Source organism: Lactobacillus sp. UMNPBX4, from assembly GCF_002554115.1.
GTDB lineage: Bacteria > Bacillota > Bacilli > Lactobacillales > Lactobacillaceae > Lactobacillus > Lactobacillus gallinarum.
Window position 1 is genome coordinate 1 of the sequence record NZ_PCZF01000020.1, and the last position, 13,479, is coordinate 13,479.

General features: G+C 34.2%; 17 protein-coding genes, 1 other RNA gene and 1 pseudogene. 7 read left to right on the forward strand and 12 right to left on the reverse strand.

Annotated features, from left to right (window positions below; all coding sequences use genetic code 11):
• A pseudogene (locus tag CP355_RS10510) lies at nucleotides 1-175 on the forward strand (IS5/IS1182 family transposase); the annotation flags it as partial.
• Between the two features lie 92 nt (nucleotides 176-267).
• On the opposite strand, the gene CP355_RS05230 reads toward CP355_RS10510, so the two are convergent.
• Nucleotides 268-1,419: a site-specific integrase gene (locus tag CP355_RS05230; RefSeq protein WP_098044037.1), complete on the reverse strand. Its 1,152-nt coding sequence runs from the start codon at nucleotides 1,417-1,419 to the stop codon at nucleotides 268-270.
• Between the two features lie 167 nt (nucleotides 1,420-1,586).
• Nucleotides 1,587-2,231 (reverse strand): helix-turn-helix transcriptional regulator, encoded by a 645-nt coding sequence (locus CP355_RS05235; protein ID WP_098044038.1) that lies wholly within the window; start codon nucleotides 2,229-2,231, stop codon nucleotides 1,587-1,589.
• Between the two features lie 145 nt (nucleotides 2,232-2,376).
• Between CP355_RS05235 and CP355_RS05240 the strand changes: the two genes are divergently transcribed.
• The 6 genes from CP355_RS05240 to CP355_RS05265 all read left to right on the forward strand — a co-directional run bounded on the left by CP355_RS05240 (nucleotide 2,377) and on the right by CP355_RS05265 (nucleotide 5,421).
• Nucleotides 2,377-2,592 (forward strand): helix-turn-helix transcriptional regulator, encoded by a 216-nt coding sequence (locus CP355_RS05240; protein ID WP_098044039.1) that lies wholly within the window; start codon nucleotides 2,377-2,379, stop codon nucleotides 2,590-2,592.
• Complete coding sequence (locus CP355_RS05245; protein ID WP_098044040.1) at nucleotides 2,585-2,803, forward strand: hypothetical protein; 219 nt, start codon at nucleotides 2,585-2,587, stop codon at nucleotides 2,801-2,803. Before CP355_RS05240 ends, CP355_RS05245 begins: the two co-directional genes overlap by 8 nt.
• Before the next feature lie 3 nt (nucleotides 2,804-2,806).
• A complete protein-coding gene (locus CP355_RS05250) occupies nucleotides 2,807-3,031 on the forward strand; it encodes a hypothetical protein (RefSeq protein ID WP_098044041.1) in 225 nt (74 codons plus the stop codon).
• Between the two features lie 2 nt (nucleotides 3,032-3,033).
• A complete protein-coding gene (locus CP355_RS05255) occupies nucleotides 3,034-3,342 on the forward strand; it encodes a terminase small subunit (protein WP_162606986.1) in 309 nt (102 codons plus the stop codon).
• Between the two features lie 119 nt (nucleotides 3,343-3,461).
• On the forward strand, nucleotides 3,462-4,829 hold the full coding sequence (locus CP355_RS05260; RefSeq protein ID WP_233186986.1) for a virulence-associated E family protein: 1,368 nt from the start codon (nucleotides 3,462-3,464) through the stop codon (nucleotides 4,827-4,829).
• A gap of 376 nt (nucleotides 4,830-5,205) precedes the next feature.
• Nucleotides 5,206-5,421, forward strand: a complete 216-nt coding sequence (locus tag CP355_RS05265) for a sporulation protein Cse60 (protein WP_098044042.1) — start codon at nucleotides 5,206-5,208, stop codon at nucleotides 5,419-5,421.
• A gap of 1,011 nt (nucleotides 5,422-6,432) precedes the next feature.
• On the opposite strand, the gene CP355_RS05270 is transcribed toward CP355_RS05265, so the two are convergent.
• The 10 genes from CP355_RS05270 to comGA form a co-directional block, all read right to left on the reverse strand.
• Nucleotides 6,433-6,804 (reverse strand): hypothetical protein, encoded by a 372-nt coding sequence (locus tag CP355_RS05270; RefSeq protein WP_098044043.1) that lies wholly within the window; start codon nucleotides 6,802-6,804, stop codon nucleotides 6,433-6,435.
• Nucleotides 6,805-7,096: 292 nt separating this feature from the next.
• Nucleotides 7,097-7,464: a transfer-messenger RNA gene (gene ssrA, locus CP355_RS05275) on the reverse strand.
• Nucleotides 7,465-7,515: 51 nt separating this feature from the next.
• Nucleotides 7,516-8,700 (reverse strand): acetate/propionate family kinase, encoded by a 1,185-nt coding sequence (locus CP355_RS05280; protein WP_098044044.1) that lies wholly within the window; start codon nucleotides 8,698-8,700, stop codon nucleotides 7,516-7,518.
• A 45-nt stretch (nucleotides 8,701-8,745) separates the two neighbouring features.
• The gene (locus tag CP355_RS05285) at nucleotides 8,746-9,747 is read right to left on the reverse strand and encodes a class I SAM-dependent methyltransferase (RefSeq protein WP_098044045.1); all 1,002 of its coding nucleotides are present in this window, start codon (nucleotides 9,745-9,747) and stop codon (nucleotides 8,746-8,748) included.
• A gap of 170 nt (nucleotides 9,748-9,917) precedes the next feature.
• On the reverse strand, nucleotides 9,918-10,418 hold the full coding sequence (locus tag CP355_RS05290) for a ComGF family competence protein (protein ID WP_035434033.1): 501 nt from the start codon (nucleotides 10,416-10,418) through the stop codon (nucleotides 9,918-9,920).
• Nucleotides 10,419-10,425: 7 nt separating this feature from the next.
• Nucleotides 10,426-10,695 carry a hypothetical protein gene (locus CP355_RS05295; protein WP_025005116.1) on the reverse strand — a complete coding sequence of 90 codons (270 nt, stop codon included), beginning with the start codon at nucleotides 10,693-10,695 and terminating at the stop codon, nucleotides 10,426-10,428.
• Nucleotides 10,692-11,123 (reverse strand): prepilin-type N-terminal cleavage/methylation domain-containing protein, encoded by a 432-nt coding sequence (locus CP355_RS05300; protein ID WP_087175669.1) that lies wholly within the window; start codon nucleotides 11,121-11,123, stop codon nucleotides 10,692-10,694. Before CP355_RS05300 ends, CP355_RS05295 begins: the two co-directional genes overlap by 4 nt.
• Entirely contained in the window at nucleotides 11,092-11,439 is a 348-nt protein-coding gene (locus CP355_RS05305; protein WP_098044046.1) for a prepilin-type N-terminal cleavage/methylation domain-containing protein, read from the reverse strand. The genes CP355_RS05300 and CP355_RS05305 overlap by 32 nt, the downstream gene beginning before the upstream one ends.
• Nucleotides 11,440-11,449: 10 nt before the next feature.
• Complete coding sequence (locus tag CP355_RS05310; protein ID WP_025005119.1) at nucleotides 11,450-12,451, reverse strand: type II secretion system F family protein; 1,002 nt, start codon at nucleotides 12,449-12,451, stop codon at nucleotides 11,450-11,452.
• Nucleotides 12,420-13,394 carry a competence type IV pilus ATPase ComGA gene (comGA, locus tag CP355_RS05315; protein WP_025005120.1) on the reverse strand — a complete coding sequence of 325 codons (975 nt, stop codon included), beginning with the start codon at nucleotides 13,392-13,394 and terminating at the stop codon, nucleotides 12,420-12,422. Before comGA ends, CP355_RS05310 begins: the two co-directional genes overlap by 32 nt.
• Nucleotides 13,395-13,479: the final 85 nt, after the last annotated feature.

Sequence of the window (13,479 nt, forward strand, 5' to 3'; positions counted from 1 at the left end):
GAATTTAAGCAAATATTGGAACAGAAGATGGTCAAAAGACCAATTTTCTTTGTTCAAAAATAAAAATAGACAGAAAAAGACGGTCAAGCAACTCAAATTAAGAGTTGGATTGATCGTCTTTCAGTATCTAAGGGTTAGTTTTTTCCCAGACACTTTTACTATTGTATGGAGATGAGGGGGTTTAGAAATTAGCCCCCGTCCGTGCTTTAATATCAAGGCTTTTAGAGCTTCACTAAAAAATATGAAGTCGCATATGAAGTTTTTACACTAAGATTGCATAAATTTAGCGAAACTGTTAGCCGTCTCTTTAGCCTTGTTTTCTGTTACGTGAGTATAAATGTTCATGGTGGTGGTAATATCTGAATGTCCTAGACGATCCTTAACATCTTTCATAGAAACACCCGCATCAAATAATAAAGAAGCGTGCGTATGCCTAAAGCCGTGGACTTTAATATGTCGTAGTCCAAACTTCTTACAAATAGCATTGTTCCACCGTTGAGGTTTAGATAGGACGGTATAGTTGCCTTCGCTATTGGCAAAAACTAAATTATCATTGCTAAGAAAATTCAAGCCTAGTTTCAGCATTTCTTTTTGTTGTTTGGTTCGCCACTCTTTCAAATAACGCATCGTTTCAGCATCCATATCTAGGGTTCTAACACTGTTACTAGTCTTACATGGAGAAAGATACAGGCGGTTATTTTCGCCACTTGCTAAGGACTTGTTAATGTCTATGGTATTGTTTTTAAAATCAATATCCGACCATTTGAGGGCTAGACACTCGCCCTTGCGCATTCCTGAATACGCCAATAATCTAAAGAACATGAAGTATCTGAAATTATATTGTTTTGCGTCCCTTAAGAACGTATTGAGTTCTTCTTTGGAATAAAAGTTGTCGAACTTCCTAGTATCACGTTCAACTTTTGGCAAGATAACTTTCTTCATGGGATTTTTCTTCATTAGTTCCATAGTTATCCCGTAGTTAATCAGCTTTGAAGCATAGAATACAAATCGCTTAAAAGTTTTGGGTGCTACATCCGCCCACGTATTTACCGCATTTTGACATTGAGAAACAGTTAACTTGTTTAAATAGATGTTCCCTAGTTGTTTAAGAATATGATTTTTAAATATCTTTTCAGTTGAAACAAACGTACTTTCTTGCACCGTTCTTTTGTACAGTTTGACCCACATCTTATATAGATCATTTAGGCGCAGCTTGCGCTTAGTAACTGGAACATACTCGCCCCTTACTACCTTTAGCTTGTAATTTAGGTAGCATTCCATAGCTTCCTGTTCAGTCTTAAAACCTTGCTTCTTAATTTGAATGGTGTTCCCTGTTGTTTCATCTTTACCCACATAAATTAAAAACTTGTATCGTTTTTCGCCACTGGGCGTGGTGTATTCTTTAATATCATTGTTCATGTTTGTTTACCTCGATTAGTGAATGTGTGCAGGTAGACTAATCTTAAATATTTAACATGGATTGAATATGTGGGATGCCTCATTTTAGGGCGACCCGTGGATGCAAGATAATCAACTAACAACTAATCAGAACGAACAAGGCTTTAGAATTGCGATGTCAGCATTAATTAAAAGCTTAACGTACCATCATCTTGAATGTGATTATTAATAAATTCTTGACGTTGTAATAAATATTGCGATGGACTTTCTAGCCACTCACCATATTCATTTTGGCGTTCGGTGGTATCGGTGGTTAGCTTAGAAATTTCTATTTGCAACGATTCATTAATTGCTTTTAAAACCTCTTCCTTTGTAGTTTCAACAGGTCTAGTAACTAGCCAATTTACCGCCACACTATTAAAAACAAAAGAAAAGTTAGTATTCCAAAACTTGAAATCATCTACTTCATTAGGGCTTAGCATTCCTTTAAGTTGTGGCTCATTAGGTTCTATTTCACCTTTAGCAATCATAATTAAATCAACATTGAAACTAATATCATCCTTAACCAAGTCATAGCCACCTACTTCTTGATGTGTGGCTTTTTTGTATGCTTCTTGCAGAATAGCTAATATTTCTTTCTTTGAATATGCACCGAGTAAATAATTTCTTGAAACATCAAAGTATTTTGTTAATACTGCAATGTCTTTGTCTTTTAATTGACGTTTTCCTTGTTCATATAAGCTTACCGCCTGTCGAGTAACTCCAAGTAGTTTAGCTAAGTCATTTTGACTTAGCTTATTTTGTTTTCTTAGTTTCTGTAAATTATTCTTCATTTTTTCTCACCTCTTCTCAATATTAGTTTAAATATTAATTTGCCTTTTTGCAACACTTTTTGTTGACTTATAAGAATTGATGATTTATATTTATTTGTGTCAACAAAATATGTTGCTTTTTTAAACGAGAAATGAGGTTATCTATATGAAAATCACAAATCAACAACTAGAAACGTTAAGAGTTGAAAGAGGTAGACGAAATTTAACTATTAGTTCCCTAGCTCAACAGTTAGGTGTTAGCCGCTACACTATGGCTAACGTGATTAATGGTAAAACTGACGGGCTACGTTCTGAAACAGTCAAAAAAATTAACTCATGGCTTGCTGTGCATCCCACTAAGGAGGTGGTAAACCATGACTAATTACAGTGCAGACGGTTCAAACGTGGTAAATCGTTGGTATAAGGACGGTTACCTCTATTGTGCATTTGTAGACGGTACGATTATGGAATATGGACGAAATAAGATTCCTGAAAGATATATAGAGGTTATGAGAAATGAACTAGCCCAAACCGTCTACGACTTGCAAGGTGGTAAATATGATTTTGACGACTTTGAACCTATGGAGGCTTAAACGATGAACGATGAAATTAAATTGCATCAAGCTTTATATGAAATGAACAGAATTGCAGAACAAATATTTGTTAGCTATGGATTATTGTCTAAGTTAATTGAAGATGTGCCAGAAGATGACCCGTCCGACCCTATTAGTACTAAAAAGATGCTGCAGCATTTAACCAATGAACTTGCTGATTATTCAACCGACTTAACAGACAATGCTAAATCAATTAAGGAGCGTTAATAATGGAGTTCAAACTAGACGAAAACCAAGAAACAGAAATCAAAACCTATGTGCTTAACGTTGTGAGGGATGCAATCAAGCAAGCCACCACATCAAGCAAGCCTTACTTAAACCGCAAAGAAATTGCTAAATATTTTGGCGTTGCTGATTCCACGATTACATATTGGGCTTCGCTAGGAATGCCAGTAGCTAATATTGACGGTCGCAAGCTTTATGGAAAAGCAAGTATAACAGCGTGGCTTGCGTCCCATGAGATGCCGTCCCAAAAGCAAAATAAAAAGCCCGTAACTATGGGCGTAGTTAAGGACTAAACAATATTAATTGTGCAGGTAGATTAATCTTAAATGCTTAACGTTTGGAGGCGAAGACATGAACAAGGAATTAATCTATATGAATAATCATAAACATTTAGAAAGGATGATTTTTCTTTATGACTAATAGTAAGAAAAATAAACCGCTAAAGCAAGCAAAAAACATGGTAAAGATTGATAAAGAGTTTAAGAAACATAGTGAAGATTTACCATTTTCTTTGCCTGAAAAATCGGTAGAAAGTATAAGAAAAGATAATGAAAGACGTGCTAAAAAATACACTTTGTTACGTTCTGTTTTTAACCTAAATTCTACTGGCAATATTAAGAAAGACAGTATTAAAAATGTTGTGGCTATTTTAGATAATGACCCAATATTCAAAGGCGCATTTCAATATAATGAATTTTCTGAAGAAAATGAAATTACTAAGGATATACCTTTACTTCATATTAAAAAAGGTGCTTTTATTGATAGTTATGACGATGAAATTGCTAATTATATTGAAAATAAAGCTGTTTATGATAATACCATTTTTAATAAAGCTAGAATTGAAAGTGCTATAAACATAGTTTCTCAACGTCACGCTTTAAATCCTATGGTCGATTATATGGAGAATGCTTTTAAAAAATATGATGGTCAACGTCGATTAGACGATTTTTTCCCTAAATTTCTTGGCGTAGAAAGATCTGCTGTAACATCTTTAATAACTCGCTTGTGGTTCATGGGCGGTGTGGCTAAAGTTTATCATCCCTTAACTAAAATAGATCAATCATTAGATTTAGTAGGTAGTCAAGGTATAGGTAAAACCACATTGTTACAGAATCTAGCACCAATGGGGCTATATACTGACCAATTTAATTCAGTTACTGATAAGGATGATTTAGGCAATTTAATTGGAATGTTTATTGTTAACGATGATGAAATGGCAGCTACAAGTAAAAGCTCATTTGAAGAAATAAAACGTTTTTTAACTGATAACAATTTTAAATATCGTCCGCCCTATGCCAAGCATCCAAAGCAATTCGTTAAAAAATTTATCTTTGCTAGAACTACCAATAACAGAACCTATTTAAAAGACAAAACAGGTACAAGGCGCTTTTTACCATTAATGACACATAAAAGCCTACAAGAATTAAACCCCGTTACTGATTTAACCCCTGATTACGTCCAACAGATCTGGGGCGAAACTGTATGGCTTTATAAACAAGCTAAAGATCCATTTTTACTTTCACCCAAGCAAACAGAGTTACTAGAAAACCACCGCAAAAAGTTTGAATATGTAGACAGTGCAGAAGATGAATTAGCTGACGTTCTATATAATGACTTTCACAATGCTGATTTTATTCCTACTCATGAATTAATGTTTAAGCTTTACAATTATAAAGATACTAAAATTCGTGATTTAATGGAGAATGTCTTTAATTATGAAAGTGGGAAACGTGGATATTACAACGGTAAACAAGTAAGAGGCTTTAGAAAAAGAAAGTAATAAGACGATGTAAGACGGTATAAGACGGCTTTTTTATATAAAGTGTCTTGTTAATAAACGTTGATATACCAGCGTTTACATCACTTTACAAGACAATAAGACACCTATTTTATATAAAAAGTATATAAATAATACGGTGTGAAACAACGTGGAACGTATAAAGGAGATACAGGGGAAAGTTAGAAAAGTGGTGTCTTGTCGTCTTATGTGGTCTAATCCCTTGGGGCTGTAAGATTAAGCCCCGTCCTATAAGGTGTCTCATGGTGTCTTGTGGTGTCTCATTTTTAACAATGTATTTGAATTAAACAACTCGCCAAGAAATTAAACCACCTCTACGCCAATATAGGTGGTTAGCAGAATAGAAAAGAGGTCAATTATGATTAAACAAACAGCACGTAATTTAAAAGTTGAAACCATTAGCGCCAAAACTAAAGAAGAACTAACTAATCAAGTTAACTACTTTTTAGAAAATAATCCTGAATTAGTTATTCAAGAAATCAAATACAATACTTGTGCAAGCCCGTGCGGTTCTGGTGAGGATATGAGTGTTTACGTTGAGTATTCAGCATTAATTATTTACCTTATGTCCTAATTCGGGGGCTTTTAGTTGACCAGAAAATAAGCCCTCAAACGGTGGTATACTTGCATTTAGGTAAAGTTTAATAAATGTCGAAATCGGCACTAATCAAGGTGTATTCCATTCAAGGGATGCACCTATTTTGTTATCATTTGTTATCATGATAGTAAGAAGACGGTGGCTAGCTAAAGATGAAATTGACATCATTGATCTTTTAAATACTTCAGAAGTATTTAGAAAACCCTTAGAAAACCCATTGTTAAACTTGTCAAAACCTGTCAAAACTTGACATTTAATTATGCTGACATTTGCTGACTTCATTAACCGACTCAAATTTGAACTCGGCGGATTTACTCAATAATGAAACGTTATTCAGTTTCTAAATCCGTCTAATTGATTTAAAAACAAATGCGTCTGACGCATCTGTTTTCTAAATACAGATTTACTCAACTAATTCTATTTTGGGACCTTAGCTCTACTTATACAAATAAATACTAATATAATTCTCTACCCTTAAAATGACCGTTTTAGGGGCTTTTTACTTACTTAGAAAACCTCATGTAAATTAAGTCATATCAATGGTTAGGGCGATTTTGATTAATGGCGAATTCGGGCACAATCTAGGGTAAAGAAAAGTAAAGATTTCGGGGCTTTTTACTGTGATATATTGTTAAGAATTGTTAAGATTGGAGCTTTTACGACCTGACAAAACCTGACCAATCCTAACTTAATGTGTCATATTTAAATCACAAAAAAACGTGATTTCATGGACTTTTAGTGAAACATTATGAAACAATCAGGTGCAGAAAAGTTTAGGTTTCGGGGCTTTTTTCAGGTCAAGAAAATTGGTTTCATCCCTTGCAAGGCGTGGCTTTTAACCTTGTCTATTAAATTTCAAACCTGAACCGTTTTGCGCTATTAAGCATAGTCATACTAAACCGCTAATAAAACCGCTCTAGCCCCTCTTAAAATCAATCTGACAGCATACTAAAAGCACTAGTAAATTACTTACTGGTGCTTCTTTTTTTACTCAAATTCTAACAGCGGATAGACTTTATTTTTAATTTGTTCTTGCTTAAATATTTCAGCAAACTTTTTTAATGCTTGGTTGGCTCTCTGATTGCTTGTACATTTACAATATCCAATCATTTCTCTTACATCGATCATCCGTTTACGCTTAACAAACCGTTCTACAATAATCGTTCTATAGGGATGCTGTGGCGTGTCTTCAAGTTGATTGATGGCCAACCATGTTATAGCTAGAACATTACAGTAATAGCCAATACGGCTTTTATCCTTTGAATTAATTTTGGTGGTTATCTGACTACCTGATAACAAATATAATTTAGGATAATCATTTTTAAAGAAATCCCTTACACCTTTATTGTGCTTAATCATAATTAATATTCATCCTTGCCTTGATTCAATACCTTTTAGTTATATTTTACCTAAAAATAAAACCAACGCCCTAAAACGTTGGTCAACATAAACAATGATATATGTCTATTATAGCTAAATATCTAAGATTAGCCCACCTACACATCAAAAATAATTCTACAGACTTCACGAAAATATGAAGTCTAATATGAAGTCTTTTTTGGGCTTCACATTTAATTTCTAATGAATTGTAAAAACAAAAATGCTTTAATATCAACGTTTCTAGCACATTGAAATTAAAGCATCTTTCTATCTATGGAGATGAGGGGAATTGAACCCCTGTCCAAACGCATTCCGTCACTGACCTCTACGATCATAGTTATATTACTTGAACTTCACTAGCCCAAAACGCCATATAACAGGGCTAGGATGAGCTAGCTAACCTGTTAAGACTCTTTTCAACTATTCAGGTGAGGTAGTTAAACGTAACTCGTTAAAGTTGATACTCAGTGTCAGCCACGAGTAAACCGACAAAGAGCAACGCATGCGCTAAATTAAGCAGCTAATGCGTAAGAATTTTTGTTATTTGCAGTTATATTTAACTGTAACGTTTTTACGTAGACGTAACCTACGAATCGCAGTCAATGCGAATCTACGCCTGTCGAATCCCAAAACATCCCCTTGAGACTCTACTATTGTAGCATAGACAAATGAATCCTGCGAATAAAAAGCTTAATTAATATCAGTTAAACGAACTACATCACGTTCAATGATTAATTCTTCGTTAGTTGGAATAACCATTGCCTTTACCTTAGAATCTGGCTTAGTAATGAAATGTTCGCCGTTTTCTTCATTTGCTTCGTAATCTGGTTCAACGCCCATGTATTTGAAAGCATCCATTACTTCTTTACGTACGCCCATATCATGTTCACCAATACCAGCAGTAAAGATAATAGCATCAACGCCGCCCATTTCAGCAATATATGAACCAACGTAACGCACAATTCTATTAATGAAGATTTTTCTAGCTAACTTAGCACGATCTGTGTCGCTTTCACGAACATCACGCATATCTGGAGAAATACCTGACAAACCAAGTAAACCAGATTTGTGATTCAAGATATGAATCATTTCATCCATTGACTTACCTTCAACATGCATCAAATGTTGAATAAGTGATGGATCAATATCACCACAACGAGTTGCCATCGTAATACCAGCAATTGGACTAAAGCCCATTGAAGTATCAAATGATTTACCGTCTTTTACAGCAGTAACTGAAGCACCTGAACCTAGGTGACAAATAATCAACTTCAAGTCTTTTAGATCTTTACCAAGCATCTTAGCAGCATGAGGTGCAGTATAACGGATTGATGTACCGTGGGCACCATACTTGCGGACGCCATATTTTTCATAATATTCATAAGGAAGAGAATATAAGTAATGAACTGGATCTAGAGCGCGGTGGTAAGTAGTATCAAATACAGCTACTTGTGGCACCTCTGGCAATACGTTCATAAATGCTTCAATTCCACGGCCTTCAGCTGGGTTATGAAGTGGAGCGTAATCTTCTAATTCATAAATCTTAGGCAAGTTTTCCTTAGTGATAATAGTAGAATCAGTAAAGTATTCACCACCATTAACTACACGGTGACCCACACCAACGATTTCATGTAAATCATCTACTACATTGAATTGCTTCAAGAATTTAATTAATAAGTTAACTGCAGCTTCTTGATCGGCAATTTCTGTTTTTTCTACATGCTTACTGCCATCAGCCAATTTAATTTCAAAGGAAGCATTGTCTAATCCAACACGATCAGCCATACCACTTGCAATAACTTTTTCATCTGGCAATGAGAATAATTTATATTTAAAAGATGAACTACCAGAGTTAATTGCCAAAACCTTTTTCATAAAAATAATTTCCTCCTCTTTCAATAAAAGTTAAGTAATCCCGAATTAATGATTGATTTTAGTATACCACTCGTTCAATTTGACATTAAAACGAATCAAAGCCTCTTCTTTCTTCAGAGAATCTAGTTTAGTTAACAAAACTTCACTAGCCTTGGCATCTTCTCCATGATTTTGGAAAACAAGGATCGACTTTTGATTAAATTTATTTTTAAACATATCATCAGGCAATTCGACAATGGCTTTCAAATATACCTTTTTCGTTAACCATGGCATAAAATCAGCACCAATCTTGCCTGATAAAATTGATTTAGGAACAACTAAAAATGCATAACCCGCAGGTTTTAAGTTCTTAACTATTTGTTCAATTAATAGTAAGTGTGCAAATGAATGACCTTTTTCTGCTCGATTTTCAAATTTTTTAGCATTTTCATCAACTGGATAATAGCCAATCGGCAAATCGCTTACTACTACATCCGGATTAGAACACATCCATGGCATTAATGCATCTTGACAATAAAGTTCAATGTCAAAGTCATTCAAGTGTGCTGCCACATCTGCTAAGTTAAGCATTTCTTCATCATTATCAATTCCGACTAATTGATAGTTATCTTTAGAATGGTTTAAGGCCTTTAATTGTGAAATGATTGAAAACAGCAGAATTCCAGTACCAATTGTAGGATCAACTATTTCAACCTTTTCATTCTTCACCAATTTATGCATTAACATTGCAATTACAGTTGAAATTGCTGGTGGTGTTGGCATCTTATTAACATCAAAGCCATCATCATTAATTGCTTTTAAAGTTAAAAAAGTAAAAACTTGCGCCTTATCTTTTTGACTAATCTCATCATAATCAAGTGACTGATATTTTTTACTTAATTCTGCAACAGTTTGTTCATCCGGTGCACCATTTTCGACTTTGATTTTACCTTGCTCTAAATTATCAAATGTTTCAACTAAGGCTTCTGTAAATGAAACATTCAGGGCTTTTTGCAAAGTTTGTACGCAATCTAAAAATTGATTAAAAAGTTTCTCAAATTTTCCCATAACGTCCCTCCATTACCTTCATTATTTTAAAGAAAGGAAAGAAGAGGTGCAAGGAAAGTTATTTACCAGACAAATATTTGATAATCATCAAATTATTCTCCATGCTTGCGCAATAGACTTCTTGATACATTTTGATAAAAAGCAAAGTCGTAATTAAAACTAAAATGCTGCTAAGCAATGCGCTTCCTTTTATTTTTAACAATCTTTTTCTCTCTTTCTGGTTTAGGTTCTTCATCAAGCTTGAAAACTAAATCTGATTTTCCTTTATTTTCTTCTACTACATGAATGATAATTTGATCTTTTTTAGTGACAAACTGAGCCGATTTTATATTGAAAATAAGCGGCATATATCCACCCCGCCCAGCTCCTGCTTTTGATACCTTTAAAACGTGATTTTTTAAATAATATTCAATCGCATACTGTTCTTTTTCATCATTTTTATTAACTCGCATAAAAACTATCCTATTGCTTTTGGAATCTTTCACGATTGGATAAACAGTTTTCGTATCCTCAGTATGCATAAAATTATTCAACTGCACATATGCATAAGCAATATCATTTACATGCTGATTTTCATGCATGTTGGCTCTTTTAATACTTAACAGTAGATTTTGCAAAATGGAAAGGACCAGGATAGTAATAAAAAGAGAAAAGATGACTTCTGCTAACATGAATCCTTTAGTCTGCAATCTTGTATTTTTGGTTAGTATTTTTATCATTAAGATAATGCTGCCCTATCCTTTCATAAACGTGATCATGTACCGTTATCTGATCCAGATTGTTGGCCTTTAACACATGATAGGCATAGACACGATCAGTTTTTAATTCCATTTCACGACCATTTTTTTGACTTTCAGCAACAGTTAAGTAAAGGCAACTTACAGCAAATAATGAAATGATAATGGCAATGGCGCTTTCGAATATAAAAAATCCCTTTACTTTTTTCATTTTGCCATTCGTCCCCATAGCATTTGATATTTCACAGCTTTTTTCATCCCATAACCGCTAAACGTTATTGTCCCAGGAACAGAGCGTCCAGTTTTAGTAAAAACAAATTTGTTCAAACCTTTAATATCAATATTTTTATCAATATTTACTTGCTTTTCATGACCACCACCGATTAATTTTATATAATGTTGATCCTCGGAAAAAATGACGGTAACGGCATGTCCCTTTATCGTGCTAATTCGAGATGCTTGATCAAGAGCAGCATTTACTTCTCTTACTGTATTATCAAAAATTAAACGGTGTTGATATTTTTGCAGTTGTAAACTGCCAATTAACAGCATCCCGCAACAAATAGCTAAAGTAATCATCGTTTCAATCAAAGTAAAAGCTCTATATTTATTTCTTATTAATCTCAGTAACTTTGCCATTTTCTAATTTAAAACTCTTATTTGCCTTTTTTACTTGATCTTTAGTTAAAAATTCACCCTGTAAATCTTCAAATTTGCTAGGTGTATCGTGTCCATCATCTTTATACATTTCCACCTGTGTTTGCAAAGTAGTCTTAAAGGCATCTGAAGTTCTCGTTTCTGCCTTTTCCTTTTGATTCAACATATTTGGCACAATCAACACCATCAAAATGACGATAATAGCAATCACAACCACCATTTCAATTAGAGTAAAGCCCTTTTGTCTACGGCTTTTAGCTAAAATATTTAACAAATATTTCTTCATTTTCTTTTTCATATTTTTCTCCTTAAAGTCCTTGCATCATTGAATACATTGGCATTAATAATTTCAAATACATGCCAATCACGCAAAAGCCAATCAAGATAAAACAAAATGGCTGTACGTTAACAACTAATTTTTCTATTTTTTGAGTTAAATCAATAAATAAGCTACGCCCTAACATTAAGCAGCTTTGACTTAAGTTTTTTCTTTCCGAACCTGTTTTAAGCAAAACTAACAAGCTATTCGGTAAAAAGACTTCTTGTTCTACGATCTCTTCCAAATTTGTTCCTTCAGCTAATTGATGCCCTATTTTTTGTCCCAAGGCTTGCTGCAAGGATCCTTTTTCCTGCTTTGATGCGTATTCACACATTTTTTGCAATGAAAAACCACTGGCTAAAAGCATCCCAATGTCATACACGAGCAAATAATTCACATATAGCAAAATCACTGGTCCAATAATGGGATATTTAGTTAATCTTTGCATTGAGTCGTAATCCTGTTTGTTGAGTAAAACAATTATTCTTGCTAAAAAATATATTCCAGCAAGTACAACTCCAATCAATCCTAGCATGACCAAATCACCAGAATGCTCATTACCATCGCTAAATTGAGTAGAAATAAATGACTGCATAAAAGCAAGTAAAATCACCATCATAATTGCTAGGACAAATGGATAGGATAACTCTGCTCGCAATTTTTTAACTTGTTCTTGCTTGAGTCGACTAAGAATAGATAATTGATTCAAACATTCAATTAAGTTTCCTTGCTGCAATGCCAAATTAACCTGCGTCACCGTTGTTTTTGAGAAACCTAATTGAATTAATTCAGCACTAAAACTATTCCCATCTTTCATTCGCTTAACCAGTTTTTGCATTAGTTTCTTTTTCTTTGGCCACAAAACAGGCATCAGCTCTATCGAATTAATCAATGAAAAACCATTTTCTAAACTATGTTTTAAATAATCTAAAAAAACGAGTTGTTCTTCGCTATTTAGCCTATCCTTCTTTGAATTGCTCATATATTTCATCATCGATTTTCCCTCCTTTCCGCAACAACTGCATATTCTCTTGCCAATTAACGAAGTCACTGCGCACGCTTAGCTGCAATTCCTGATTTAAAAGTTCGCCTTTAGCAATATCCATTAGACACTGCATCCCTACTGCACTAGGCAACAGCCTTTGATAAGACACAGCAGTCAAGCAATTAGCTAATTCATCATTTTTGATGCCTAAACTCTCCAAACGTGAGATAGTCTGCAAAGTACTTTTAGCGTGAACCGTCGCAAAAACTAAGTGTCCACTCAAAGCTGCATCAACTGCTAATCTCGCCGTACCTTGATCACGAATTTCTCCAATAATCAAAATATCTGGACGGTGTCTCAAAGCTGCTTTTAATAAACTTTGATAGTCAATTCCGGCTTCATTATTGACTTGTGACTGCAAAAAAGTAGGTTCATGAACTTCAACTGGATCTTCAATAGTCATTACTACTTTATTGGGACTTAATTTTTTTGCGACTTCATACATCGTAGTTGTTTTGCCTGACCCAGTGGGTCCACTAGTCACGATCAATCCTCGATGCAAAGCTGATCTTTCTAACGATTCTATTTGCTGAGGAAAGAAATATTTACTTTGCTTAATCTCATAAATTATTCTAATGACCAGTGATTCTTGATCTGAAAAGTCACCCAAACTAGAAAGACGTAAATAATATTCTTTTTGATCAACCTCGTAAGCCATTGCTCCTACTTGAGGTCTACGATGTTCTGCAATGTCCATCTGAGCGCTATATTTAAAGAAGTTAATAGTTTCTTGTCCCTCATTCAAGGAAAGGTCGGTTTGGGTAATTACACCTTGGTTAGTTCGAAACTGTACAACCATCGTTTCCTTTTTCGGAAAAAAGAAAATATCACTCGCCTTACTTGAAATTGCGGAAGTGAGTAATTCATTGATAAATTCCTTTGTTTTCATAAAAATCCCCCTTTTTTGCCTCACACTATTTAATACGCAAAAAAAGGCGATTTTTTTCTGAGAAATTTAAAAAATTTTATTCTTT